Genomic DNA, 20,606 nt, shown 5'->3' with positions numbered 1-20,606 from the left:
ATGGTCCGACAATCGACGTTACGACCACGGGCGCCCATCTGCGAGTGGCCAGTTCCACACCCGACCTGACCTCGGTCGCGGCCAGAACCAGCGGAGCCGAGTTGCACCGCTCTGCCACTCACTCCGTCGTGCGGCGCAGCAGCCGGTGTGTGCGCCGGACGGCGGCCAAGCGCTCGTCGACGTTGATCGCCAAGGCGCGAACGACCGGATCATCCGGGCCGCGGCGCTCACGGATCTCCGAGAGCCGGTCGTTGACCATGATCGGCTGACCGTCCGGACTGGTCGTCATGTCGCAGTACCACAGCGCGTCCCGCAGCCGGCCGGATTCGTCCTCGAACACCGCGAGCCGGTCGCCGAGCCTGAGCACCTCGGCGACGGCAGCAGCACCGGAGTGATGCGCCACCAGCGCGCACAGACGGCGAGCGACACCTGCCCGGAGCAGGTACTCCGCACCGTCGAGCGAATGCAGCCCCGTGCCGACGAGCTCGGCGGCGTAACCGATGTCGTGCAGGCAGGCCGCGGCAACCAGAAGGTCCTGCTCTTCGACACGCAGCACCCGAGCCACCTGTTCGGCTCGGCGCGCGACACCCGCGGTGTGCGACCAGCGGCGGGGCAAGCGCTCGGCGAGCAGCCGGTGTGCCGTGTTCCGCGCCCAACCCGACACACCGGTCGCCGACAGGTCAGATAGCCCACGCGGGAAATCCTTCGCGCGGGCACGCACCGCCCGTTCCACCAGGAGAGGCACGAACTCCCGCACTGTCGCACGGGCGAAACGCGCTCGGGCACTCTCGACCCATTCGTGCACCAGGCTCGGCGGCACCAGGTCGTGGTCCCGGACCAGCCGCGCTTCCAGGCGCCGGATCTGGTCCTCCTCCAGGCATCTCCGTACGGCTACCGGCGCAGTCGTCAGCACCTCACACCCTCCACAGCCGTCGTCCCACCACTACAGGCCTCTCCGACCGGAGGGCCTACGTGACGAAAGAGACGACACCGCCTACCCGGCGCGCCCCTCGCCGTCCTGTGGCGGCCTCGCGCCCAACCGGGCAGCCAGATAGCGTGCCGCGACGGTGTAGCCCTTGAGCCGCAGCCGCCGTCTCAGCCGAGTGTCTCGATGTCGGTGAGCTCTTCCCCGATCTCCTTGGCCCAGGTGTCGATCGACTCCCAGTCGCGGAAGTCGCCGAATCTGCCGCCCGCTGCGCGGAACATCCAGACACCGGCCTTGTCGAAAGCCTCGGGGGTGACGACACCGGTGAACAGCCGATGGCCCAGCGGACGTACGTCGTCCAGTTCCGCCAGGATGTCGGCTTCCTCCAGGGCCACCCACTTCCGCATCGGGCCGCGATACGCGCCGGGCAGGCCGACGCTGAACAACCACACCGGTTTTCCGGCGAGTGCATTGCGTTCCTGTGACAGGAACGCACTCGCGTTGGGCAGCCAGGCCTGATCGTGCACCGCGCTGCCGAGCACGAACGCCTCGTAGCCGTGCACATCCGCAATCTCGTCCACGTTGCACGTCTCCGTTTCGTGGCCGAAACCACGTACGACGCCGGCGATCCGCTGCGCGACGCTCTCGGTCGATCCGGCGGCCGTCGCGAATCCCACGAGCACCTTCATCCGGTCCTCCTGTTCTCCGTCGTCACCGGCGGAGTGTCTTGCGACGGATGAGTCCGACGACGGCCGTACCGAGGAACAGCACGATTCCGATGATGGCCAGCCACATCAGACCTTTGAAGGCGAACCCGATGACGGACATGACGAGCCAGAGCACCAGCAGGACGATCACGAGGACCAGCATGATGTTCTCCGATCCGTCGGGACCGCGGTCCCGACATTTGGGTTGCGAAGTGCGGGTTCGGTGCGGTCAGTTGCTCTCCACGGGTGACTGCGCGCGCCAGGCCGTCAGGTTGAAGGTGACCTGCGTGGCGCGCCCCAGCCGGCCGGCCAGCGCGGCGATCAGCGGCGGCAGCTCGGCGGCCAGGTCCGAGCTGCGCGGCCACCAAGCCCCGTCCCCGAACACAGAGGCTTCAACGCCACGCGGCAAGCAGTCGGTGTGCGCCCGGTTCCACCGGGTCCGTCGTTCCTCATGACCGCCTCCTGACCACCGGCATCCTGGGGTCAGCGAACCTTCTCGGGGATCCGGTCGAGCGTCCGCAGCAGCTTCATCGCCAGCGCGCGGGACTGTTCGACCGTCAACGGCGTGTCGGCCTTCAGAACGTCCTGCACCAGCTTCACGCGTTGTTCGTAGCGAGACACGTACACCGGTTCCGTGACCATCGCTCCTCCTTCTCCTGATGACACACGCCTGGTACTTCCATGGTCGATCCAGTCCCCTGCGTCCAGAAGAGCGGAAGGGCACGTGCTACGGCAGACCAACTGCCCTGACACCGCGGTTCCCCGCACTGTTCAGCTGGAAGCGCGACAGGACGCAGGGTTCATCCATATTGGACAGTGCTGGGAGGATCCGTCAGATCATCCGGTGATCCGGCCCTCGGTCAGCGTGCCGGTCTTGTCGGTTAACAGGACCTCGATGTGTTCCAGATCCTCGATGCACAGCAACCGTTTCACCAGCACCTTGTGCCGGGCGAGCTGCCGTGAGCCCACCGCAACGCCGGTGGACACCACCGCGGGCAGCAGCTGCGGGGAGATGCCCACCGCGATGGCCAGGGAGAACAACAGCGCGTCGAGAACAGGTCGGTCCATCACCAGGTTCACCGCGAAGACAGCGACGGTGAGCACAGCCGCGACCTTCACCAGCAACATCGAGAACCGGCGCAGCCCGATCTGGAACTCCGTCTCCGGTTGCCGTTGCCCGAGACCGAGCGCGATCCGCCCGAACTCGGTCGCACCGCATCGCACTCGCCACCACGACGTCCATCGGACGCGCCGCCGAAGAGCCTCCGACGACACGCTTCCCGCCCACCACAGTTGTGTCCACAGCAACGATGCTCGCGACACGTGTGGCACCAGGCGAGGGACCAAGGACCTGGTTCCACACCTGTGCAGTCCTCCATCGGAACAACGTGATCCGGTGAATCCCAGCAGGTCCAGGTGAGGCCGGTCAGGGTGGTGGCTCGGTGCGCGGACACGCCGCCGCAACACCAGGGCCCTGCGGATTCCGCACCGTGACTTGGACAGCGCCCGGTGGACGGATGGTCAACCTCGCCGACGTGTCCGGCGAGGCTGCGCAGCGAGGCTGCGTTGTCCGAGCTCACTGCGTCACCGCGCGATCGCCCGCACGCCGGCGCATTCCGCGAACCTCACCCAGATCGACACCTGCTTCGTCGCGCGGAACATGGACGCGGCCAAGGGGCCGCCGATGCTCGGACCGGACAGGAGATCTCCAGCGCCTGCCGCCGCGGCGCCGGGACCCCGTCGAGGTGAACGAGGAGACGAGCGCACAAACTGGTGGAGGCAAGCGATGGCGACGTCGCCCAATCCGATGACCATCACCTGACCCGCTAGACGTCGAGCGGGACGCCGTGCTGCAGCACGGTGCGCACGCTCAGCTCGTCGTCGAGCACGAGCACGTCCGCGCGGTCGCCGGGGCGCAGCAGGCCGATGTCCTTGCCGGGGAACAACCTCGCGGGTGTCCGAGTGGCGGCGTTGAACGCCTGCTCCACGCCCACGCCCGCCGCGTCGCAGGCGTGCCGCACCGCGTCGACGAGTGTGATCGTCGACCCGACCAGCGTGCCGTCGGCGCGGCGGGCCACCCCGTCGGCGACGTCGAACTCCACCTCGCCCAACTGGTAGTGCCCGTCCGGCTGTCCGCAGGCGGCGAGCGCGTCGGTGACCAGCACGACCCGGCCGGGTGCGGTCTGGAAGGCGAGCCGGATGGTCTCCTGCGCGAGGTGGCTTGGATCGGCGATCAGGCCTAGCAATACCTCACCTCGAGTCAGCGCGGCGCCGACGATGCCGGGGTCGCGGTGGGTGAACGGTCGCATCGCGTCGAACAGGTGCGTGACCAGCCGCGCCCCGCGGTCGAACGCAGCGTGCGCGTGCGCGGCGGTGGCGTTGCTGTGCCCGCAGGACACCAGCACTCCGGCGCGCACGCACTCAGTGACCACGTCCAGAGCGCCGGGCAGTTCGGGGGCGAGCGTCATCTGGGTCACCGGTCCCGCCGCCAGCAACCGGCGCACCAGCGCGACCTCTGGTGCCCGCAGCAACTCCACCGGGTGGGTGCCGGGTCGCTGCGGCGACAGGAACGGCCCCTCCAGGTGGACACCCAGAATCCGAGCTCCACCGTTCATCCGGGCCTTGTTCGCCGCGGTGATCGCGGCGATCGTCTGCTCCGGTCTGCTGGTGATCAGGGTCGGCTGGTACGCGAGCGCACCGGTCCGCGCGAGTCCCGCACCGGCATGAGCGAAGGCCTCCGCGTCCGCGTTCAGGAAGTCCACCCCGGCGAACCCGTTGACCTGGAGGTCGACCAGCCCCGGCACCGCCAGACCACGTCCATGCCCCGGCACACCGACCGCCGCGACCCGGCCCTCGTCGTCGATCTCGACGTCACCACGCCGGTACACGCCGCCGACCAGCGCCGCGGCCACACCCAGGCGCATCACGCACCGGCCCGTTCACCCTGCGCCTCGTGGAATTCGGTGAACGCGGCGAACGCGCGAGCGCCGTACACGGTGGCCGGGCCACCGTTCATCAAGAAGGCCACCCCAATGGCCTCCGCCGCCTCCTGCGGCGTCGCTCCGTGCTGCACCGCGCCGTGGGCGTGCGCGGCAATGCAACCGTCGCACTCCTTGCTCACCGCGATCGCCAGCGCGATCAGCTCCTTGGCCTTGGTGTCCAGCGCGCCGGGCGCCAGCGCGGCCTCGTGCAACTCGCGATACCCCTGGTACACACCCGGAATCGCCTGCCGCAACGCGCGAGTAGGCGCCCGCAGCGCCTCTCGCACCTCTTTGCCGTAGCTCATGTCCCACCTGCCTCCCGAGAACTCATCGCACCGCCGTCTCAACCGAGCGTTTCGGTGTCGGTGAGGTCTTCCGCGATCTGGTTCGCCCAGGCGTCTATCGCCGCCCAGTCGCGGAAGTCGCCGAACCGACCGCCCATGACCCGGAACTTCCACGCGCCGACTTTGCCGAATGCCTCGGGGGTGACCACGCCGGTGAACAACCGGTGCCCCAGCGGGCGCACATCAGACGCCAAGTTCGCCAGGATGTCGGATTCCTCCAAGCCGGCCCACTTCCGCATCGGCCCCGCAACGCACCGGGTAAGCCGACGCTGAACAACCACACCGGCTTGCTGGACAGCGCCTGGCGTTCCCGTGACAGGAACGCCGCCGCGTTGGGCAACCAGGCTTGGTTGTGCACCGCGCTGCCGAGCACGAACGCGTCGTAGCCGAACGTGAGTCACCTCGTCCACGTTGTGCGTCTCCACCTCGTGGCCGTACCCACGCACGATTCCCGCGATCCGCTGCGCGACGCCCTCGGTCGATCCGGCGGCTGTCGCGAAACCAACGAGCACCTTCATCCGACCCTCCTGCGGTTGCGCGCCGCCGTGCGTTGTCGTGGAGGTTCGCCCTGTCGACGGACCATGATCCGAGTCTGTTCGTCACTGTTGGACGAGCGGAACAGTCCTTGGCGTGCATCGGCATGGGACCTTCGCCTCTTTTTTCGCGTTCTCGCAATTGAGGCGCCGACGAACGATTGCATTCCTCGTGACGCCCGATCAACCCAAGCCACCTGGACAAACACGTGACGAAACGGCCCCTTGCCTACCCGTCCTCACGGAAATAAAACTGATGATCTAACGCAGATCCTGGCCGCGAGCACCGGCACACATCAGGAAGAATTCTTCTCGAACCTTCCGATGGCACATCTCCACGGGCCGGATCGCGTCCGCACGAATGGGACGAGAGGTAAAGCAACGATGAAATACCGACGTTTCTCCTGGCGCAACCTCATGACGAGCACGGCGACCGCATGCCTGGCCGCAGCCGGGATCACGGGAGTCGTGTCGCTGTGGGTGCCGCCGCGGCCGCGCAGCAGGAACCCTCCGACACCGGCACCGAGGTGGGGACCGCACAGGTCGCGCCGGGCAGTGGCACCTTGTTCTACGACTGGGGCTGCGACGGCACCTACAGCTCTGTCACGATCACTTTCAACGCCAACGGGACGTTCGCCACGAGCTCCGGCAGCAGCGGCAGGTGGGTCCGCATCGGCGGCACCGGGGCGGGCAACGTGGCGGGCATGCTCACCTTCCAGTACAACAACCTGACCACGACCTACTCCAGCGTGACCACCAGCCGGTCCGCGAGCGGCGTCCAGTCCACCTTCGCCCCCGGCGGGAACGGATGCCACTACATCCTGGGGACGGGGTGATGACGGCCGAACACGACGACAGCCACGACGACGCCGGCACCCCGATCACGCGGTAGAGCACGGCGGCCGCTCGTCTGTCCACAACAGACCGTGATCAGCCGGGACCCACGGGCCGGTCGCGCGCTCGCGACGCCGGACAGCAGATCTGCCGCTGGTGTCCGAAGAGCTCAAGACCTGCCCAGAGGGTCGACACGGACCATCAGGCTGCTCGCGCCGGCGTGCCGGGGTGCAGTCGGTTCCGCAACCGTGCCAATGCCCGGCTCTCGATGCGGCGGACGCTCTCGGTCGACAGCCCGCGCGAGCCGCAGTGGCTCATCACGCAGATCTGGTGAGGTCGCAGGCCGAACGCAGCAGCCGTGGTGTCGTCGTGGATGTGGTCGACCTCCTGGGTCTCCAGGGAGTGTTTGCCGGAGCCGAGGCCGCCGACCTGCCCGAGTCCCCGTTCGAGCGCTCGGGCGCTGCTCCGGGTCGGGTCGGCGCCGAGCACCACGCCTCCGTCTTCGCAACGGTCCAGGTCGCGTTGCACGCCATGCCGGCAGTCCAGCGCATAGGGCACTCCGTCGGCGAGCACGCGGCGCAGGTGCGGCTCACCGGACAGGCTCCACACCCCTCCCCCGTGCATCCCGCGGGGTATCGCGTGGTCGAGGGTGTTCATCACAGCCTCGAGATGCGGGGTGAGCGTGGCCCGGTCGATGCCGGGCAGGGGTCGCGATGTTGACGACCTGCTCGAGTGCGAGGTCGGCACGCGGGTCTGGCAGCAGTTCCTCCGAGGCGAACACGATGCCGGAAACGCGCATCCGGCCGTGTGGTTCGATCCTCAGCCGGAACCGTCCTTCCCGGATGAGGTTCATCGGTGTCGCCATCGCACGACGAGTCGGTCTTCCACCTGGGTCACGTCGGTGCCGAACTCGGCGCAGGCCTTGGTGAACCGGTCGTGGATCCATCGCGCCTCGTCGCGATGCGCCAGCCTGGTGTAGCCGAACCGCAGCGACAACTGGACTACCTGCGCAGGCACGGCCCCTTCGAACCACACCGCCTGCCACTGGAGGACCTCGAGTACACCACCATGCACCAGCTGGAGCAGCGGCTCGCAGACCGCTGGGAACCCATGGCCGCCGCACCGCTGCCGGTCCCGCGGTAACCAGGGTCGTGAGTGGCTTCCGTAGCCATAGCTACGGACACCATTCACGATCGCCGGACGACCGCCAGCGGGCAGGGCGCGTGGTGCACGAGGGTTCTGGCCGTCGAACCGAGCAGCATCCCGGTGAAGCCGCCGCGGCCGTGGCTGCCGACGACCAGCAGCCGCGCCCGCTCGCCGAGCCGCATGAGCACCCGCGCGGCGCGGTCGCGCTCCACCACCCGGTCGACGTACACGTCGGGGTACTTCTCCTGCCAGCCGGCGAGCCGTTGTGCGAGCAGCCGCCGCTCGTCGTCCTCGACCTGTGTCCAGTCGGTGGCGATCTTCGTGTCGTGGTAGCCGCTGTCGAGCAGGAAGTCCTGCCACGACATCACGGCGGTGAGCGACGCGCCGCGGATCGACGCGGCCTCGAACGCGAACGCCACCGCGGCCTCGCTCACCGGTGAGCCGTCCACGCCGACGATCACGGGTCCGTCGGGCGCGGGTGTGTCCCGCGCGACGACCACGGGGCACTTCCGTGTGACACCAGTGCGAGGGCGGTGGATCCGACGAGGAGGTCGCTGAAGCCGCCGAGACCTCTCGAACCCAGCACGACCAGCCGGGCCCGTTCGGACTCGTCGACGAGCAGCGGCACGTCACCGGTGCAGGCGATGCGGGTGGTGACGGTGACGTCCGGTGCGATGACACGAGCCGTGTCCTGCGCTCGCCGCAACCACTTGCGGCCCTGCGCCTGCAACGCACGGTTCAGGTCTTCGCCGACGAGCCCGATGTCATTGCGACTGGGGATCGGCATCAGATACGCGTGCACCAGACGCAACGGCGCACGGTGGCGCAGGCACTCGTCGGCTGCCCACGCGACAGCCTCGAGCGCCGAAGCCGAGCCGTCGACACCGACCACGACCGGAGCTCCAGGTCCCTTGCTCATGCACCCAGCGTCCTGCCCGCCGGTGGTCTGCGGCAGGGCGCACGGGCACGGATCACACGGGGCAGAGTTGCCTGGTCCGCGAGGACTTTCGCCACTGAACCCGACGGTCGCACGCAGGCCAAACTCGATCGATGTCCATCATCGCGGTCAGGGTCGAGAAGCCCGACGACCTCAACGTCATCATCGGGCAGGCGCACTTCATCAAGTCGGTCGAGGACCTGCACGAGGCACTCGCCGGCGCGAGCCCGCACCTGCGGTTCGGACTCGCCTTCTGCGAGGCCTCCGGGCCCAGGCTCGTCCGCCACTCCGGCAACGACCCGGACCTGGTGGAGCTCGCGATCAAGAACGCTCACGCCATCGGAGCCGGCCACTCGTTCATCGTGTTCCTACGCGAGGGATATCCGGTCAACGTCCTCAATGCGATCAAGCAGGTGCCCGAGGTCTGCACCGTCTTCTGCGCCACTGCCAACCCGGTCGACCTGCTCCTCGCCGGCACCGCGCTCGGCAGGGGCATCATCGGCGTGGTGGACGGCGGCCAGCCGCTCGGCGTCGAGACCGCCGACGACCAGGCCGAACGCAAGGCACTGCTGCGTCGCATCGGTTACAAGTCCTAACTGGACGGAGCAGCCTCCGGTCGACGGGTACCCGCGGCGAACGCGACCCGCTTGGCCACGGATACCGCATGGTCGGCGAACCGCTCGTAGTACCGGCCCAGCAGGGTCAGGTCCATCGCCGTCTCGACGTCCCACCGGTGATCGACGACCAACGTGCGGTAGAGCGACGTGAGCAGATCGTCCATCACGTCATCGGCACGCTCCAGAGCCGTTGCCGCGTCGACATTCTCCGTCGTGACGGCGTCTTGGGCTGCCCCAGCCAGCCGGACTGCCACCGCGCCCATCGCCACCACGGTCTGGCGCACCTCGGACGGCACGACCGGCCGCGGGTGCCGTCGCGTCACCAGCTCGGCGATGTGCCGGGCCAGCGTCGCCATGCGCTTGAGGTCTGCACTCATCCGCAACCCCGCCATGATCGTGCGGAGATCGCCCGCCACCGGTTGCTGCCGGGCGAGCAGCACGAGAGCCTGCTGATCGATCCGGTGATGCAGGCCCACCAGTTCGTCGTCATCGCCGACAACACCGGCCGCCTCGGCGAGGGAGTTGTCGAGCAGTGCCGTTGTGGCACGGGTCATCGCGTCTTTCGTGTCCTTGGCCAGAGCGGCCAGCTGATCGCGGAACCGGGCGAGTTCCGCGTCGAACGCCTCGCGCATGGTGAACACCTCTCCAACACCGATTGACCGTGGCTCAGCCGAAGGTCCCCGCGGGACGGGGGCGCAGAGTGTCGTCCCACTCGTACGACAGGAGGTTCGTCAGGTCCACGACGCCTGGCATCGCCCGGACCAAGTGCGCGGCGAGCTCCACGTCGCTGCGCCGTTCCACCAGTCCGCGCAGCGTCACCACACCGTCGTGCACCACGACTTCCACCGTCGCCGGATTGAGCCACGTCGAGCTGCCGAAGACCTCGTGCAGAATCTCGTCGTGCAGCGTCTCGTCGTCCTTCACGAACACCTTGAGCAGGTCACGCCGGGACAGCACGCCCACGAGCGAGCCGTCCACGTCGGCGACGAACAGCCTGCGCGCACCGGCCTTCGCGAGCTCCCGCGCCGCAATACCGGCCGAGGCGTTCATGCCTATCATGCGCACCGGCGTCGTCATCACCTCCCGCGCGGTCACGCCGTGTGCCCGCTGCCAGCGGCGTTTCTCCGCCCGGCTCGACAGGATCGCGGGCTTCTCCGCGGTGCCGCCGCGGAATTCCTCCTTCGGCAGCAGGTCGGCGTCCGACACCACACCTATGGCGTAGTCACCTTCAACGATCGGGACGGCGCTGATGCGGTGTTCTTCCATCAGCTCCACGAGGTCCTTGAACGGCGTGTCCGGGTTCGCGCTGATCACCTCGCTGGTCATCAGTGAAGCAACAGAAGGTTGGCGCATGGCGTACTCCGCGTGTCTGGTCGATGAGGCGCAGCACACCCAGGCTGCTCCTGAAGCACCGCGGACCACAGGGACTTTCGTCTCCGCGGCGTTGAGCCGGTGGGCTCCAGCCGGTGGGCTCCAGCCCGCGAGCTCATCCGTCCGTCGAGATCCGCGTCACCTTGCTCAAGCTGTAGCGTTGCTCGATCGCCTTCACGAGCAACGGCCTGACCTCGCCGGCGGGTGCGCCCGCCGCGATGCGGCTCTCCAGCCTGCGCAGGTGGCCGGCCAGCGTCTGGTCGCGGTGCACGTCCCGGATCCACCGAGACATGTCCCGGCCCATGGAGTGGTGGTGCAGCACGCCGGTGTCGCAGTGGCGCAGGACGTCGACGAACTGGTTGAGGTTCGCCGCGACCGCACCGGTCGGCCCGTCGTCGTCGCGGAAGTGGAAACCGCGGTACCGCGGCAGGTCGGTGCTCGTGTACTTGTGCTGGTGCCGCACGTGATCCGTCCGCCGGTCAGCGATGCGGAAAGCCGTCATGACGCCGGCTCCGCCCAGCACCGCCTCACCATCGCCGCACACGGTGACGTGCCACTGCACTCCCTGCGCCACGGCGGGAGTGAGCTCGTGTGGCTGGTACGTGGCGAGGCAATACCCCAGACCGTCCGGCCGGAACGCGTGGTGGTGCAACCGTCCCAGCGGCCAGTGCGCCTCGTCCAGCACGATCCAGTGCGGCAGCCCGGTGCGGTCGCGGTGGTGCTGCAGCAACCGGGACACCTCACGGGCGTAGTCGTTGCGCCGCCCGTCGTCCAGCAACGACAGGTCCAGCACGACGCTGTTGTCGTGGCGCACGAACTGGATCAGCTCCCACGGCGGTGGGAGGCGCCCGTCGGCGCCGAACACCGTCGTGCCGTTGAGCATCCCGAGCTCGGTGTGATCACCTTCCGGATCGAAGACCACGATCGAGTAGCCCATCCCGATCAGCTGCTCGGCCACCAGCCCCGCCAGATAAGACTTGCCCGCACCGGGTTTCCCGGTGATCAACACGGACGTCTGCGCCGCTGGGACGGTGACCGTCCGGCCCTCGCTGTCGATTCCGAGGTGGATCCTCCAGCGGCCGGAGACGGCCAGCTCGGTGCCGCCGAGCACCGGGCCGGCGAGCAGCGCCGCCACCCGACGCCGTTCGGCGCGGGCAGCACGAGATCGGCGTGCGCGACGAGGGAGTCCACCGCATTGCTGACGGCGACTCCCAGCTCGGCCGCCTCGAGCAGGGCGTGATCGTTCTCGGCATCACCGACGGCGATCGCACTGTGCGGTGACACTCCCAGCTCGCTCAGCGCGTCGACCAGACCGCCGCCCTTCGTCACACCCGCGGGCAGCACCATGAGCTCGCCGCGGTTGCGCACCAGCTGCGCGTCCAGCCGCAGGTCCTGCACGGCGTCCAGCGCGAGATGCGCCGCGGACGCCTGCAGCGCCAGGATCACCATTCCCCGGCGCACCGCGACACCGCGCTCGGTCAGCCACCGCAACAGCTGTGGATCCACCGGTCGTGCGAGCGGACGTACCACCCCGGACAACGCCAACACCGCTCCGTTCTCCGCGACGACAGCGTCGAACTCACCCGCCAGACCGGGAAACTCAGCCTCCAACTCGGCGAGAATGCGCCCAGACACGAGCAGCACCCGTATTCCGCCCGCACGGGCATCGCGGACGGCGGCCAGGACTTCCTCCCCCGGCGGACCACCGCAGGCGATTCGTCCCGTCCAGGTCCAGCGCCACTGCACGGTAGTAACGGAAACTCATAAACCCCTTGCTACACAGGTATTCCACCTGCTCCCAGAGCAGTTCGTCCCACGCCGCCGACGGGCTACCGGGGACCTTCTGCTCTACGGGGAAGGCGGCCCGAGGTCTAGATCTGGGAACGGCGAGCACAACGCCCGCCCAGTCCACGAGGGGGACCTCGATGACCAGAATTCGCATCCTCGCCGCAACGCTGCTGCTGTTCGCCGCATTCGGCGCAACGGCAGCACCCGCTACGGCCGCACAGCAGACCACCACGCTCATGGCGATCCGGGCGGCACACCACCCCGACTACGACCGCGTGGTGTTCGAGTTCGCCGGGCCGCTTCCCGCGCAACGTGACGTCGGATACGTGCCCGAGCTGATCGGCGACCCCTCCGGCTTACCGGTGCCCGTGGTCGGCGACGCGATCCTCCAGGTGCGCATGGCGTCCGCGTCCGGGCACGACGAGAACGGCAACGTGACCTACGGCCCGACCCGCCGCACCTACCCGCTGCCCAACGTGATCCAGGTCGTGAACTCCGGCGACTTCGAAGGCGTCCTCACCTTCGGCATCGGGCTCGCCCGCCAGACCACGGTGAACACCTTCACCCTCACCAACCCGAGCAGGGTCGTCGTCGACATCAGCACCCCGTTCCGCACCGTGCCGGTCGACGTCCACTTCCTCGACCTCAACCGGTTCGAACCGGGCATCGAGCCCTACACCCGAGCCGTGTCCCGGCCGGTGATCCCCCCGGCCACCGCGCGCGGCGCGCTGCAACGCCTCTTCGCTGGCCCCACCCAGGAGGAACTGGCCCAGCGACTGCGGTTCGTCAACTCCGACGCCACCGGCTTCACCAACCTGTCCATCTCGAACGGCATCGCGCGCGTCCGGCTCACCGGCGGATGTTCCAGCCACGGCTCGACGTTCACCATCGCCGGAGAAATCTTCCCGACGCTCAAGCAGTTCAGCTCGGTGCGCTGGGTCAAGATCTACGACCCCGCCGGAAACACCGAACAGCCGACCGGCCAGACCGACTCGATCCCCGAATGCCTCGAGCCGTAGGCACCCGTGGCAGGGTCGTTCGGCCCAGTCCGCCCGGCCCCGGCTGGGTGAGCCTCGACGGATGACGGGCCTGTGCACCGACCTGTACGAGATCCGGATGGCGGTGAGCTACCTGCGCCGCGGGATGACGGCGCCGGCGACGTTCAGCTTGTTCGCCCGCGCCCTTCCGGCGGCGCGCGGCTTCCTCGTCGCCGCCGGTCTGGCGGACTGCCTCTCGTTTCTCGAACGGTTCCGGTTCACCGAGGACGAGCTCGACTACCTCCGCGACGCAGCCGTCCTGGACGCTGCGGCGTGTACCGCGTTGCGGGATCTGCGGTTCACCGGCGACGTCCGAGCTGTCCCGGAGGGACGGGCCGTGTTCGCCGGTGAACCGCTGCTCGAGGTGACCGCGCCCATCGCCGAGGCGCAGCTGGTGGAGACGGCGTTGCTGAACCTGGTGACGTTCCAGAGCACCATCGCCTCCAAGGCCGCCCGCTGCCGTATCGCGGCGGCGGGACGTGACGTCGTCCACTTCGCCGCGCGCCGCACGCACGGTCACGAGGCAGCTCTGGCAGTCCGCGAGGGCTTCGGCGCTCGCGGGGTTCAGCGGCACCAGCTACGTGGCCGCCGCCCGGCGGTACGGACTCACGGCCACGGGCACAACGGCCCATTCCTACATCCTGGCGTTCCCCGGCGAGCGGGCGGCGTTCGAGGCGTTCGCCGAGGACTTTCCCAGCGCGACGGTCTTCCTGGTCGACACCTACGACACGCCCGAAGGCGTCGGCAGGGCCATCGAGGTGGCGCGGCACCTGCCTCCGCAGCATCCCTTCGGAGTCCGGCTCGACTCCGGTGACCTCTGCTCGCTGGCAGCGGACGCCCGCCGACAGCTCGACAAGGCCGGGCTGACCGCGGCACGCATCGTCGCCAGCGGCGGACTCGACGAACACTCCATCGCCGCACTCGTCGCGCATGGTGCACCGATCGACGCCTTCGGTGTCGGCACGCGCATGGGCGTCTCCGCCGACGCACCGTCCCTGGACAGTGCTTACAAGCTCGTGGAGTACGACGGCAAGCCGGTGATGAAGCTGTCCACTGGCAAGGCCACCGCACCCGGCGCCAAGCAGGTGTTCCGCACCGCCTTCGGGCCGCGAGACGTTCTCGCGCTGCGCAACGAAGACCCACCGCCCGGCCACGAGCCACTGCTGACGACCGTCATGACCGCCGGAGCACGAACAGGTCCACTTCGGACGGAACCCGAGCAGGTCGATGACGCGCGAGACAGGTTCACCGTCGACCTGGCGTGGCAACCGGAGCACACGCTCGACCTCACCTCCCCCGTTCCGGTCGAAGTACGGACCAGCGACCGGCTGCGCGCGCTCACCGAGCGCGTGCACCGGTCGCTCACCGGTCAGCCAAACTGACCCAGCGGGTCACGAGCGGCCGGAATCTCCCTGTCCAGGAACGTGTTCATCGAGCGGACGCTGTCCATGAACTGCGCGGGGGAACACGATCGCCGAGTTCCGCTCGAGCGCGATCTCCCATGCAGCCTGCCGCGGTGCAGTATCACCAACCGACGCCCTGCTGCGGTACGCGAACCACACGCCGTTGACGAGCCGCCGCTACGACCACCTCTGGACCCGCATTCCGACAGCACTCCCGTGGGCTGCGAAGCTCGGTGTGTCCACGCATTGGCGGCGCCACACCACACTCATCTGCGTCGAACGCAACTTCGGCTACGGCATCGCACGCGCCTACGCCGGTCACACCGACGCCAAAGACGGCTCCACCCTCACCTACATCAAAGGTGTGCCGCGCGAAGTCGCCACCGCACTGTCGGCACTGACCGGCGAACCACATCCACTGTCACGTTGATCAGCGCATTGGAATCTGTCGCTCGTATGGGTGGTGCTGAGCCCATCGCTGCGGCAGTTACAGTCAGCGACAGCCCAGGGCATGCCGACGAACACGAACAAGGACACGATGAAGCCCGACGAGCTGACCGCCCAACAAAACAAGAGGAACTCCTGGTAGCGCAAATGCTGCGCCACCAAGTCGGCATCGATCCCGATCAGGTAGGCGCGGTGCTGGACATGGCGGCCGTCGGGCTGGTCAACAGCGCGTGGCGCAACAGTCCCGTGGAGGACTGGCATGCAGGTGATGGACCGCTCAGTGACGGCGGCATCCTGCGAGTCAACTCCCACACAACCCATCGGGTCCGCGACATGATCCGACGCTGGCGCACCGACTGCGGCATCGACGCCCACTCCTCCACGACCGATCTCGACACAATCGACATCGGCGCCGTGGAATGGCTTCTCCGCAAGCTCTACCGCTGGTTCACCGACCCCAAGCGCAATCTGCCCATCGGACTCACCCTCGCGGACATCGCTGGCGACGGACTCGGCGAATTCGACGACCACGTCGCCGAAACCCTGGGTGCCGTCGTCGCCCTCGCCGAGGAGCGCAGCAACCACTTCGCATTCGGGCGCGCCGCAGCGCACGGCGGACTCGCGTGCCACCATTGGTGGGGCACACCGGCGTGGCCACATCTGGTCGACCGCTTCGCCGCCGCGGTGGATGACGCTTCAGACCCGCACTGGGGTCAGGACGGACAGTGGTTCGCTCGACTTCCCACACGGCCGGCACAGATCGCGGACAGCAGCAGCCTGCGACGCCTGCTAGTGCGACATCCCTGGAAGCTGGATGCGGCATCGGCGAACTACGTCGTGACCGCGGGCATCGGCTACATGCGCGACTCTGCACCACCACTGCCGGCCACACCAGACAACCACTGACCTCCGGCCAGCATCCTGGAATGGGCGGCTGGCTGAACTGGCTTCCGACGTCAGCCGTGCTCGTTTCGGCCAGCGGCCGGTGATCTGCTTCCGCCGAACCTCAGCTCTGTGGCTTCGACTGGTCCGGAACCATCGGTGCGCACGTGGTAGTGGACCGTACTTGCGGTTCTCACGACCGTTGTGCGTGCCGAAAAGCCCGTCCATGCAGGTTAGGCCGCACAGCGATACTCGTGGATGACTCCGCCCAGACGGTCCTGCCGATCTACTCTGAAGCGTTCGATCTGATCGGGCTCAAGAGGCTGGGGCCGGACCCGCAAGGGTGCTGCGGCGACGAGTGATCGGTGGGTCCCGTGCTCGTTGTAGTACCGCTCGTACTCGCGCAGCGCACACCGTAGGTGGGTCTGATTCTAGATCAGCATGCGGTCCAACAGTTCGACGCGAAGGGTCTTGACCCAACGTTCGATAACCGAATTCATGCGTGGCATGCACGTCCCATTCGGCGACCGCGTCATGGCTGTTGTTCCGACGGTGAGATGGTGGCGACGCGACCCTGGACCTCGCAGACGGCGGCGAGGGTGTTGTACACGGTGCCGTACCGGCGCAGGTTGCGGTGCAGCAGTTCGACCCGATGCTGCGGCTCGTCGGTCACTAGCCGCACCTCGTAGGTGATGGTGGTGAACTTGGGTGGGGTGTCCTGACGGCGCGCGGTCACATCGACCTCGGCGCTGTCGTAGCGGAACGGCAGCAGTTGGCTGGAACGCTCGACGTTCTTGAGCAGACAGGCTGCGAAGGCGGATGCCAGGAGCTCCGCGGGGCCGGGCAGCCCGGAGGGCGACTTGGCCCAGGAGGCATCGACGGGGATCGTCTGGCCGGCTGCCTCGATCCGGGCCGGACCGTCAGGACTGGCCTTGGCCCGCACCTGGTAAACGGTGCGGGCCTGGGCGGCGTTCATCGCTGTCCACGCGCCACATGCTCGCGCGGCGCGGCAGTGCCGTCCACGCTCTCCTGGGTGCCGTGTTCCGCGTGGTAACAGGTGCCGCACGAGATGCGGCGGGCGAGCGGCAGCCGGTCAGCCGGACCCATGCCGGAGAAGTGGCGGAAGGCCTCGGCGATCACATGGGCGTGTTCGGCGCACACAGCGGCACCACAGTGCCGGCAGACAGCTGTCGCCGTGGTTGTCTGGTTCTCGATGGCGCAGTCGTAGCAGTTCATGGCTACCCTTCTCTCCTCCGGTGTTGAGTTGGAGCGCCGTGCCCACAGCACGGTGACGAGCACGGGATCAGAACGAGATGACCGTGGCGGTTTCGCATCCGTAACGGGCGAAGGCGTCGCGGGCGAACTCGAGCTGGATGCCGCGCCTGGCGAACTTGTCCGCGGCATCGTTGGCGGCGGCGATGTTCAAGCACGTCTTGGCCGGAACGCCGTGCTCGACCAACGCGTCGATCTGAGTGTTGAAATCGCCCTCGGCAGGATCGAGCAGTGCCCGTTCGGCGGGGCCGAACAGGTAGACCTCCAACTCGACGCCACGATCGGCGGCGACCTGGCGGATCCGTTCAGCCACGTGGGCGCCCGTGGTCAGCGAGTCCTGGTCGGCGTTGAAGATGTGGACCACCGTCTTCGGCATGGCTTCGGTTCCCTTCTCCTCACCTTCGGGCTCAGGTGAACAGCGTGACGATCTTGTAGCCGGTCATGACGACGATGAGCACGCCGAACATCTGCTTGATGCGCTCACCTGGGACGTAGAGGCTGGTGAGCCGCGCGCCGACGAACGCGCCGACCGCACCCACCACCAGCAGCGCGACGGTCAGGCCGGGATCCCACTGGGCCGTCGGCAGATGCGGCACCAGGGCGGAGAACGACGGCAGGGTGACCGCGACGGCGTTGATGGCCGCCGCCCTCTTGGTCTCGAAACCGACCAGAACCAGCGTGGGCATCAGCAGGAATCCTGGACCGACCCCCAGCAGGCCGGACAGCACCGAGATGGGCACCGCCCAGGCCAACGCGGCGCGGTAGTTCTCCCCGCCGGGCCGCTCCGTGACCGGGCGGAACAGCCGGTAGGCCAGGTAGCACACGCTGACCAGGTAGACCGCCCAGATCGCGGTCGGCTCGATGACGTTCGCCAGCACAGCACCCAGCGGGGCGAAGACGGTGGTGACCGCGACCAGGCCGAGCGCCCGACGCCAGTCGATCAGGCCACTGCGTGCAAAACCGAACACCGCGAACAGCGCCGTGATGCCGTTGAGCAGCAGACTCAGCGGCTGCACCTGATCGACCAGGTCGGGCAAGAACAGTGCCAGGAACGGCACCGCCGCGAACGCCACCCCCAGACCCAGCATCCCCGAGACCACGGACAGCACGAGCAGCCCGCCCACCATGACAAGCACGGCACCTGTCATCGAGGGCCTCCAGCTCATGTCAACTTCGGCTGAGCGATCAACTCGAGACTCCACCGCGCGCGGGCACCGCGACAGGGGACGTAGGACTTGTTCGCAAAGGTCGGACTACCCGGTCTCGCGCCCCAACCGAGCCCAGGATCTTCCGCAGACGGCATGCCTGGCCCGTGCCAGGCCGACGACAGAGCCAACGCCCTCGATCAGCTCATCCGATATCGCACGCTGCCAAGCACGAGACGTCTGCGCATCCTGGAAAATGCTCGTCGACATCCGCCCGTAGAACGCAAAGCGCAAACCAGGTTCCCAGACAGCACCACGGAACGGCATCGTCCCGTCAGCGCGGTGAGCAGTTCGGTGTTCGTCAGCGCGGCCACAGCAAGCTCCCTCGGTCAGAACCAAGACCCAGAGGCCACGGGATGGTGACGGCGTCATGGGGGACTCCACTCGAACAGCCCACAGCAGAGTTCGCGCCGCCACCGATGACGACACCGGTGGCGCCGGGCACACCGTCGCGTCCACACCCGTTGCCGTGCCGTTGAGGAAGCCGACGTAGTCCTCCCAGACGAGACCTGAGTTCTGCCGGTGCCAGAACGCCGGGCGGTGCCAGTCGATCAGCGACCCCTAGAACCCGAGCTTGATGTCCCGCTTCGAACATGCCTCGGCGAGGTCAGCAAGCGGATGGCGGCCGTACTGCGAGTTCGTGATTCTGAAGTTCGACAGCTTTGTGTCGTACATCGAGAAGCCGTCGTGGTGGCGTGAGGTCACGGTGATGTACCGCCGGCCCGCGGCGGCGGCGATGTCCACCCACTCGTCGGCGTTGAACTTCTCGGGTTGAACCGATCGGCGAGCTGGGCGTAGAGCGCGAAGGGCGTCCTGGACTAGAACCAGTCCCACTCCCCCTTCCCGTGCAGTGAGTAGCGGCCCCAGTGCGCGAACATCCCGAACCTCGCCTACCGGAACCACTCGAGACCTTCCGATTAGACCTGGCGTGCCGTCATCACTTGCTCCGCCCGTACAGCGCGATGAGGTAGGGACCGACTTGCAGCACGAGTCCGTTGGCGAGCGGTCGCGCCGGCTCTGGCAGGACCACGTCTTCGCGCCGCTACCGCTCCGCTGAAGCCGCGACCAGCGATACTGCGAGTCATGGACCTCATCCGGGCCAGCGCGCTGCAGGGCTTCCCCGAGCTCGTTGACGAGCTCGGGGGTGACAGCTCGGCGGCGCTGCGGCGATTGCGCCTGGATCCGGCGCTGATCGGGGATTCGGAGGCGTTCCTTCCGTTCCCATCAGTGGTGCGAGCCATCGAGACAGCGGCGGCTGAACTGGCGTGCCCGGACTTCGGGCTGCGGCTGTCGGAACGACAAGGTGTCGAGATCCTCGGGCCGGTCGCTCTGATCGCGCGTCATTCCACCACGGTCGGAGAGGCACTGCGGGGATTCGCCCGGTATCTCGCGGTGTACAGCCCGGCTCTGCGGATCGACTTCGACGAGCTGGACGCCAGGACGGTGCGGTTCCGCTTCACCATCCTGGCGTCCTCGCCCGTACGGCGGGCACAGACGAACGAGCTCGCCCTCGGTGTCACCGTCCGGGTGCTCCGGATGCTCATCGGCGATCAGTTCCGGCCGGTCGCGGTGTCACTCCCCCACACCGCCATCTCCACGGCGGCCCGCTACATCGAGTTCTTCGGCTGTCGCCCGAGGGCCAACCAGGACTTCTGCGGCTTCGACTTCCACGCGTCCGAGCTCACCCGGCACCTCGCCGACGATGCGCAGCTCGCCGTTCTCGTCCAGCACTACCTCGACGCCGCGCCAACCGATCCCGCCGGCCTCCTGCTGACCCAGGTCCGGCACCTCGTGACGCGCAGCCTGCCCACCGGCGGCACGGGGATCGAACCGATCGCTGCCCACCTGGGACTTCACCCGCGGACGTTGCAGCGCCGGCTGGGCGGCCACCGGACGACCTTCGAACAGCTGGTGGACGAGGTGCGTCGCGAACGTGCGGAGCGGTACCTGCTGGAGTCGGACCTTCCGCTCGGCCACATCGCCGCTCTGCTCGGTTACTCCGAGCAGAGCTGCCTGAGCCGCGCGTGCCGCCGCTGGTTCGGAGAGAGCCCGCGGGCGGTGCGCACCCGAGGGCAAGACCGATCCGCTGTCGTCTGAAGTCAAGTTTATGTCGTAACAAGTCAAGACACGGGCGGCCTGTTCCTGGCACCGTTTTCGCGTACCGCCTCAGTGCCGAG

At 68.0% G+C, this 20,606-nt stretch carries 30 protein-coding genes and 2 pseudogenes; 10 read left to right on the top strand and 22 right to left on the bottom strand.

All coding sequences use genetic code 11. From position 1 onward, the window contains the following. Nucleotides 1-118 precede the first annotated feature (118 nt). The 10 genes and pseudogenes from DI276_RS25865 to DI276_RS53445 all read right to left on the bottom strand — a co-directional run. Nucleotides 119-913: an HD domain-containing protein gene (locus tag DI276_RS25865; RefSeq protein ID WP_232836917.1), complete on the bottom strand. Its 795-nt coding sequence runs from the start codon at nt 911-913 to the stop codon at nt 119-121. 182 nt (nt 914-1,095) lie between these two features. Continuing rightward, entirely contained in the window at nt 1,096-1,614 is a 519-nt protein-coding gene (locus tag DI276_RS25860; RefSeq protein ID WP_112267852.1) for a flavodoxin domain-containing protein, read from the bottom strand. Between the two features lie 22 nt (nt 1,615-1,636). Further along, nucleotides 1,637-1,795, bottom strand: a complete 159-nt coding sequence (locus DI276_RS51245) for a hypothetical protein (protein ID WP_198680899.1) — start codon at nt 1,793-1,795, stop codon at nt 1,637-1,639. A 66-nt stretch (nt 1,796-1,861) separates the two neighbouring features. Continuing rightward, on the bottom strand, nt 1,862-2,017 hold the full coding sequence (locus tag DI276_RS50215; RefSeq protein WP_157984939.1) for a DUF5994 family protein: 156 nt from the start codon (nt 2,015-2,017) through the stop codon (nt 1,862-1,864). Between the two features lie 98 nt (nt 2,018-2,115). Further along, a complete protein-coding gene (locus DI276_RS51240; protein ID WP_198680898.1) occupies nt 2,116-2,274 on the bottom strand; it encodes a DUF6307 family protein in 159 nt (52 codons plus the stop codon). Between the two features lie 195 nt (nt 2,275-2,469). Next, nucleotides 2,470-2,856, bottom strand: a complete 387-nt coding sequence (locus DI276_RS25855; protein WP_232836916.1) for an HAD-IC family P-type ATPase — start codon at nt 2,854-2,856, stop codon at nt 2,470-2,472. A gap of 602 nt (nt 2,857-3,458) precedes the next feature. Next, nucleotides 3,459-4,556: an N-acetylglucosamine-6-phosphate deacetylase gene (gene nagA / locus DI276_RS25850; RefSeq protein WP_112267850.1), complete on the bottom strand. Its 1,098-nt coding sequence runs from the start codon at nt 4,554-4,556 to the stop codon at nt 3,459-3,461. Then, entirely contained in the window at nt 4,556-4,918 is a 363-nt protein-coding gene (locus DI276_RS25845) for a carboxymuconolactone decarboxylase family protein (RefSeq protein WP_112267848.1), read from the bottom strand. Before DI276_RS25845 ends, nagA begins: the two co-directional genes overlap by 1 nt. Before the next feature lie 38 nt (nt 4,919-4,956). Beyond that, entirely contained in the window at nt 4,957-5,151 is a 195-nt protein-coding gene (locus DI276_RS52380; RefSeq protein WP_232836915.1) for a hypothetical protein, read from the bottom strand. A gap of 77 nt (nt 5,152-5,228) precedes the next feature. Continuing rightward, nucleotides 5,229-5,333 (bottom strand): annotated as a pseudogene (locus DI276_RS53445) (flavodoxin domain-containing protein); the annotation flags it as partial. Nucleotides 5,334-5,966: 633 nt separating this feature from the next. Here DI276_RS53445 and DI276_RS25835 point away from each other — a divergent pair. After that, a complete protein-coding gene (locus tag DI276_RS25835; RefSeq protein WP_112267844.1) occupies nt 5,967-6,326 on the top strand; it encodes a hypothetical protein in 360 nt (119 codons plus the stop codon). 199 nt (nt 6,327-6,525) lie between these two features. On the opposite strand, the gene DI276_RS25830 is transcribed toward DI276_RS25835, so the two are convergent. Further along, nucleotides 6,526-7,071 (bottom strand): RtcB family protein, encoded by a 546-nt coding sequence (locus DI276_RS25830; RefSeq protein ID WP_408610576.1) that lies wholly within the window; start codon nt 7,069-7,071, stop codon nt 6,526-6,528. 108 nt (nt 7,072-7,179) lie between these two features. Here DI276_RS25830 and DI276_RS52375 point away from each other — a divergent pair, with 108 nt between their 5' ends. Next, complete coding sequence (locus DI276_RS52375) at nt 7,180-7,467, top strand: fructose 1,6-bisphosphatase (protein WP_232836914.1); 288 nt, start codon at nt 7,180-7,182, stop codon at nt 7,465-7,467. A 44-nt stretch (nt 7,468-7,511) separates the two neighbouring features. On the opposite strand, the gene DI276_RS52370 is transcribed toward DI276_RS52375, so the two are convergent. Next, nucleotides 7,512-7,931 (bottom strand): universal stress protein, encoded by a 420-nt coding sequence (locus tag DI276_RS52370; RefSeq protein WP_232836913.1) that lies wholly within the window; start codon nt 7,929-7,931, stop codon nt 7,512-7,514. Beyond that, complete coding sequence (locus tag DI276_RS52365; protein ID WP_232836912.1) at nt 7,928-8,389, bottom strand: universal stress protein; 462 nt, start codon at nt 8,387-8,389, stop codon at nt 7,928-7,930. The genes DI276_RS52370 and DI276_RS52365 overlap by 4 nt, the downstream gene beginning before the upstream one ends. Before the next feature lie 131 nt (nt 8,390-8,520). On the opposite strand from DI276_RS52365, the gene DI276_RS25815 reads away from it, so the two are divergent. Next, nucleotides 8,521-9,003, top strand: coding sequence for an adenosine-specific kinase (locus DI276_RS25815; protein ID WP_112267840.1), 483 nt, complete (start codon nt 8,521-8,523; stop codon nt 9,001-9,003). Here DI276_RS25815 and phoU read toward each other — a convergent pair. From phoU to DI276_RS52360, 4 genes are all read right to left on the bottom strand, one after another. Next, nucleotides 9,000-9,656, bottom strand: a complete 657-nt coding sequence (gene phoU, locus DI276_RS25810; protein ID WP_112268244.1) for a phosphate signaling complex protein PhoU — start codon at nt 9,654-9,656, stop codon at nt 9,000-9,002. The two genes, DI276_RS25815 and phoU, sit on opposite strands and share 4 nt — an antisense overlap. A gap of 34 nt (nt 9,657-9,690) precedes the next feature. Then, complete coding sequence (locus DI276_RS25805; RefSeq protein ID WP_232836911.1) at nt 9,691-10,350, bottom strand: CBS domain-containing protein; 660 nt, start codon at nt 10,348-10,350, stop codon at nt 9,691-9,693. A 160-nt stretch (nt 10,351-10,510) separates the two neighbouring features. Further along, nucleotides 10,511-11,353, bottom strand: a complete 843-nt coding sequence (locus tag DI276_RS25800) for a hypothetical protein (protein ID WP_232836942.1) — start codon at nt 11,351-11,353, stop codon at nt 10,511-10,513. 44 nt (nt 11,354-11,397) lie between these two features. Then, nucleotides 11,398-12,141 carry an HAD family hydrolase gene (locus tag DI276_RS52360; protein WP_157984937.1) on the bottom strand — a complete coding sequence of 248 codons (744 nt, stop codon included), beginning with the start codon at nt 12,139-12,141 and terminating at the stop codon, nt 11,398-11,400. Between the two features lie 179 nt (nt 12,142-12,320). On the opposite strand from DI276_RS52360, the gene DI276_RS25790 reads away from it, so the two are divergent. The 5 genes and pseudogenes from DI276_RS25790 (at nt 12,321) to DI276_RS25775 (ending at nt 15,976) form a co-directional block, all read left to right on the top strand. Further along, complete coding sequence (locus tag DI276_RS25790; RefSeq protein ID WP_112267832.1) at nt 12,321-13,202, top strand: AMIN-like domain-containing (lipo)protein; 882 nt, start codon at nt 12,321-12,323, stop codon at nt 13,200-13,202. 61 nt (nt 13,203-13,263) lie between these two features. Continuing rightward, nucleotides 13,264-13,581, top strand: a pseudogene (locus DI276_RS52355) (nicotinate phosphoribosyltransferase); the annotation flags it as partial. A 118-nt stretch (nt 13,582-13,699) separates the two neighbouring features. Further along, nucleotides 13,700-14,602: a nicotinate phosphoribosyltransferase gene (locus DI276_RS25785; RefSeq protein ID WP_232836910.1), complete on the top strand. Its 903-nt coding sequence runs from the start codon at nt 13,700-13,702 to the stop codon at nt 14,600-14,602. Between the two features lie 184 nt (nt 14,603-14,786). Then, the gene (locus tag DI276_RS25780; protein ID WP_112267830.1) at nt 14,787-15,053 is read left to right on the top strand and encodes a hypothetical protein; all 267 of its coding nucleotides are present in this window, start codon (nt 14,787-14,789) and stop codon (nt 15,051-15,053) included. After that, nucleotides 15,050-15,976 (top strand): hypothetical protein, encoded by a 927-nt coding sequence (locus DI276_RS25775; protein ID WP_157984936.1) that lies wholly within the window; start codon nt 15,050-15,052, stop codon nt 15,974-15,976. Before DI276_RS25780 ends, DI276_RS25775 begins: the two co-directional genes overlap by 4 nt. Nucleotides 15,977-16,484: 508 nt before the next feature. Here the strand turns inward: DI276_RS25775 and DI276_RS25765 are convergent. The 4 genes from DI276_RS25765 to DI276_RS25750 all read right to left on the bottom strand — a co-directional run bounded on the left by DI276_RS25765 (nt 16,485) and on the right by DI276_RS25750 (nt 18,372). Continuing rightward, nucleotides 16,485-16,928 (bottom strand): OsmC family protein, encoded by a 444-nt coding sequence (locus DI276_RS25765; protein WP_112267826.1) that lies wholly within the window; start codon nt 16,926-16,928, stop codon nt 16,485-16,487. Further along, nucleotides 16,925-17,188, bottom strand: a complete 264-nt coding sequence (locus DI276_RS50210; protein ID WP_157984935.1) for a DUF2180 family protein — start codon at nt 17,186-17,188, stop codon at nt 16,925-16,927. Before DI276_RS50210 ends, DI276_RS25765 begins: the two co-directional genes overlap by 4 nt. 67 nt (nt 17,189-17,255) lie before the next feature. Further along, nucleotides 17,256-17,600 (bottom strand): hypothetical protein, encoded by a 345-nt coding sequence (locus DI276_RS25755; RefSeq protein WP_112267822.1) that lies wholly within the window; start codon nt 17,598-17,600, stop codon nt 17,256-17,258. Nucleotides 17,601-17,631: 31 nt separating this feature from the next. Continuing rightward, nucleotides 17,632-18,372 carry a sulfite exporter TauE/SafE family protein gene (locus DI276_RS25750; RefSeq protein ID WP_112267820.1) on the bottom strand — a complete coding sequence of 247 codons (741 nt, stop codon included), beginning with the start codon at nt 18,370-18,372 and terminating at the stop codon, nt 17,632-17,634. Between the two features lie 427 nt (nt 18,373-18,799). Between DI276_RS25750 and DI276_RS53080 the strand changes: the two genes are divergently transcribed. Further along, nucleotides 18,800-18,922, top strand: coding sequence for a hypothetical protein (locus DI276_RS53080; RefSeq protein ID WP_269814304.1), 123 nt, complete (start codon nt 18,800-18,802; stop codon nt 18,920-18,922). Between the two features lie 68 nt (nt 18,923-18,990). Here the strand turns inward: DI276_RS53080 and DI276_RS53440 are convergent, their stop codons facing one another. Then, a complete protein-coding gene (locus tag DI276_RS53440) occupies nt 18,991-19,173 on the bottom strand; it encodes an alpha-L-fucosidase (RefSeq protein WP_408610582.1) in 183 nt (60 codons plus the stop codon). 339 nt (nt 19,174-19,512) lie between these two features. Between DI276_RS53440 and DI276_RS25740 the strand changes: the two genes are divergently transcribed. Beyond that, nucleotides 19,513-20,526, top strand: a complete 1,014-nt coding sequence (locus DI276_RS25740; protein ID WP_112267816.1) for an AraC family transcriptional regulator — start codon at nt 19,513-19,515, stop codon at nt 20,524-20,526. Nucleotides 20,527-20,606: the final 80 nt, after the last annotated feature.

This window comes from Lentzea terrae (assembly GCF_003265345.1).
GTDB classification, from domain to species: Bacteria; Actinomycetota; Actinomycetes; order Mycobacteriales; family Pseudonocardiaceae; genus Lentzea; species Lentzea terrae.
The sequence above is the reverse complement of the archived record's forward strand: the minus strand, read 5'-3'. Positions and strand labels throughout refer to the sequence as shown.

Coding starts and splice junctions, on each gene's coding strand:
- DI276_RS50210 (WP_157984935.1), bottom strand. CDS start 17,188: ATGAACTGCTACGACTGCGCCATCGAGAACCAGACAACCACGGCGACA.
- DI276_RS25755 (WP_112267822.1), bottom strand. CDS start 17,600: ATGCCGAAGACGGTGGTCCACATCTTCAACGCCGACCAGGACTCGCTG.
- DI276_RS53080 (WP_269814304.1), top strand. CDS start 18,800: ATGGGGGACTCCACTCGAACAGCCCACAGCAGAGTTCGCGCCGCCACC.
- DI276_RS25805 (WP_232836911.1), bottom strand. CDS start 10,350: ATGACCAGCGAGGTGATCAGCGCGAACCCGGACACGCCGTTCAAGGAC.
- DI276_RS51245 (WP_198680899.1), bottom strand. CDS start 1,795: ATGCTGGTCCTCGTGATCGTCCTGCTGGTGCTCTGGCTCGTCATGTCC.
- DI276_RS25790 (WP_112267832.1), top strand. CDS start 12,321: ATGACCAGAATTCGCATCCTCGCCGCAACGCTGCTGCTGTTCGCCGCA.
- phoU (WP_112268244.1), bottom strand. CDS start 9,656: ATGCGCGAGGCGTTCGACGCGGAACTCGCCCGGTTCCGCGATCAGCTG.
- DI276_RS25740 (WP_112267816.1), top strand. CDS start 19,513: ATGGACCTCATCCGGGCCAGCGCGCTGCAGGGCTTCCCCGAGCTCGTT.
- DI276_RS25845 (WP_112267848.1), bottom strand. CDS start 4,918: ATGAGCTACGGCAAAGAGGTGCGAGAGGCGCTGCGGGCGCCTACTCGC.
- DI276_RS51240 (WP_198680898.1), bottom strand. CDS start 2,274: ATGGTCACGGAACCGGTGTACGTGTCTCGCTACGAACAACGCGTGAAG.
- DI276_RS52365 (WP_232836912.1), bottom strand. CDS start 8,389: ATGAGCAAGGGACCTGGAGCTCCGGTCGTGGTCGGTGTCGACGGCTCG.
- DI276_RS25860 (WP_112267852.1), bottom strand. CDS start 1,614: ATGAAGGTGCTCGTGGGATTCGCGACGGCCGCCGGATCGACCGAGAGC.
- DI276_RS25815 (WP_112267840.1), top strand. CDS start 8,521: ATGTCCATCATCGCGGTCAGGGTCGAGAAGCCCGACGACCTCAACGTC.
- nagA (WP_112267850.1), bottom strand. CDS start 4,556: ATGCGCCTGGGTGTGGCCGCGGCGCTGGTCGGCGGCGTGTACCGGCGT.
- DI276_RS25765 (WP_112267826.1), bottom strand. CDS start 16,928: ATGAACGCCGCCCAGGCCCGCACCGTTTACCAGGTGCGGGCCAAGGCC.
- DI276_RS25750 (WP_112267820.1), bottom strand. CDS start 18,372: ATGACAGGTGCCGTGCTTGTCATGGTGGGCGGGCTGCTCGTGCTGTCC.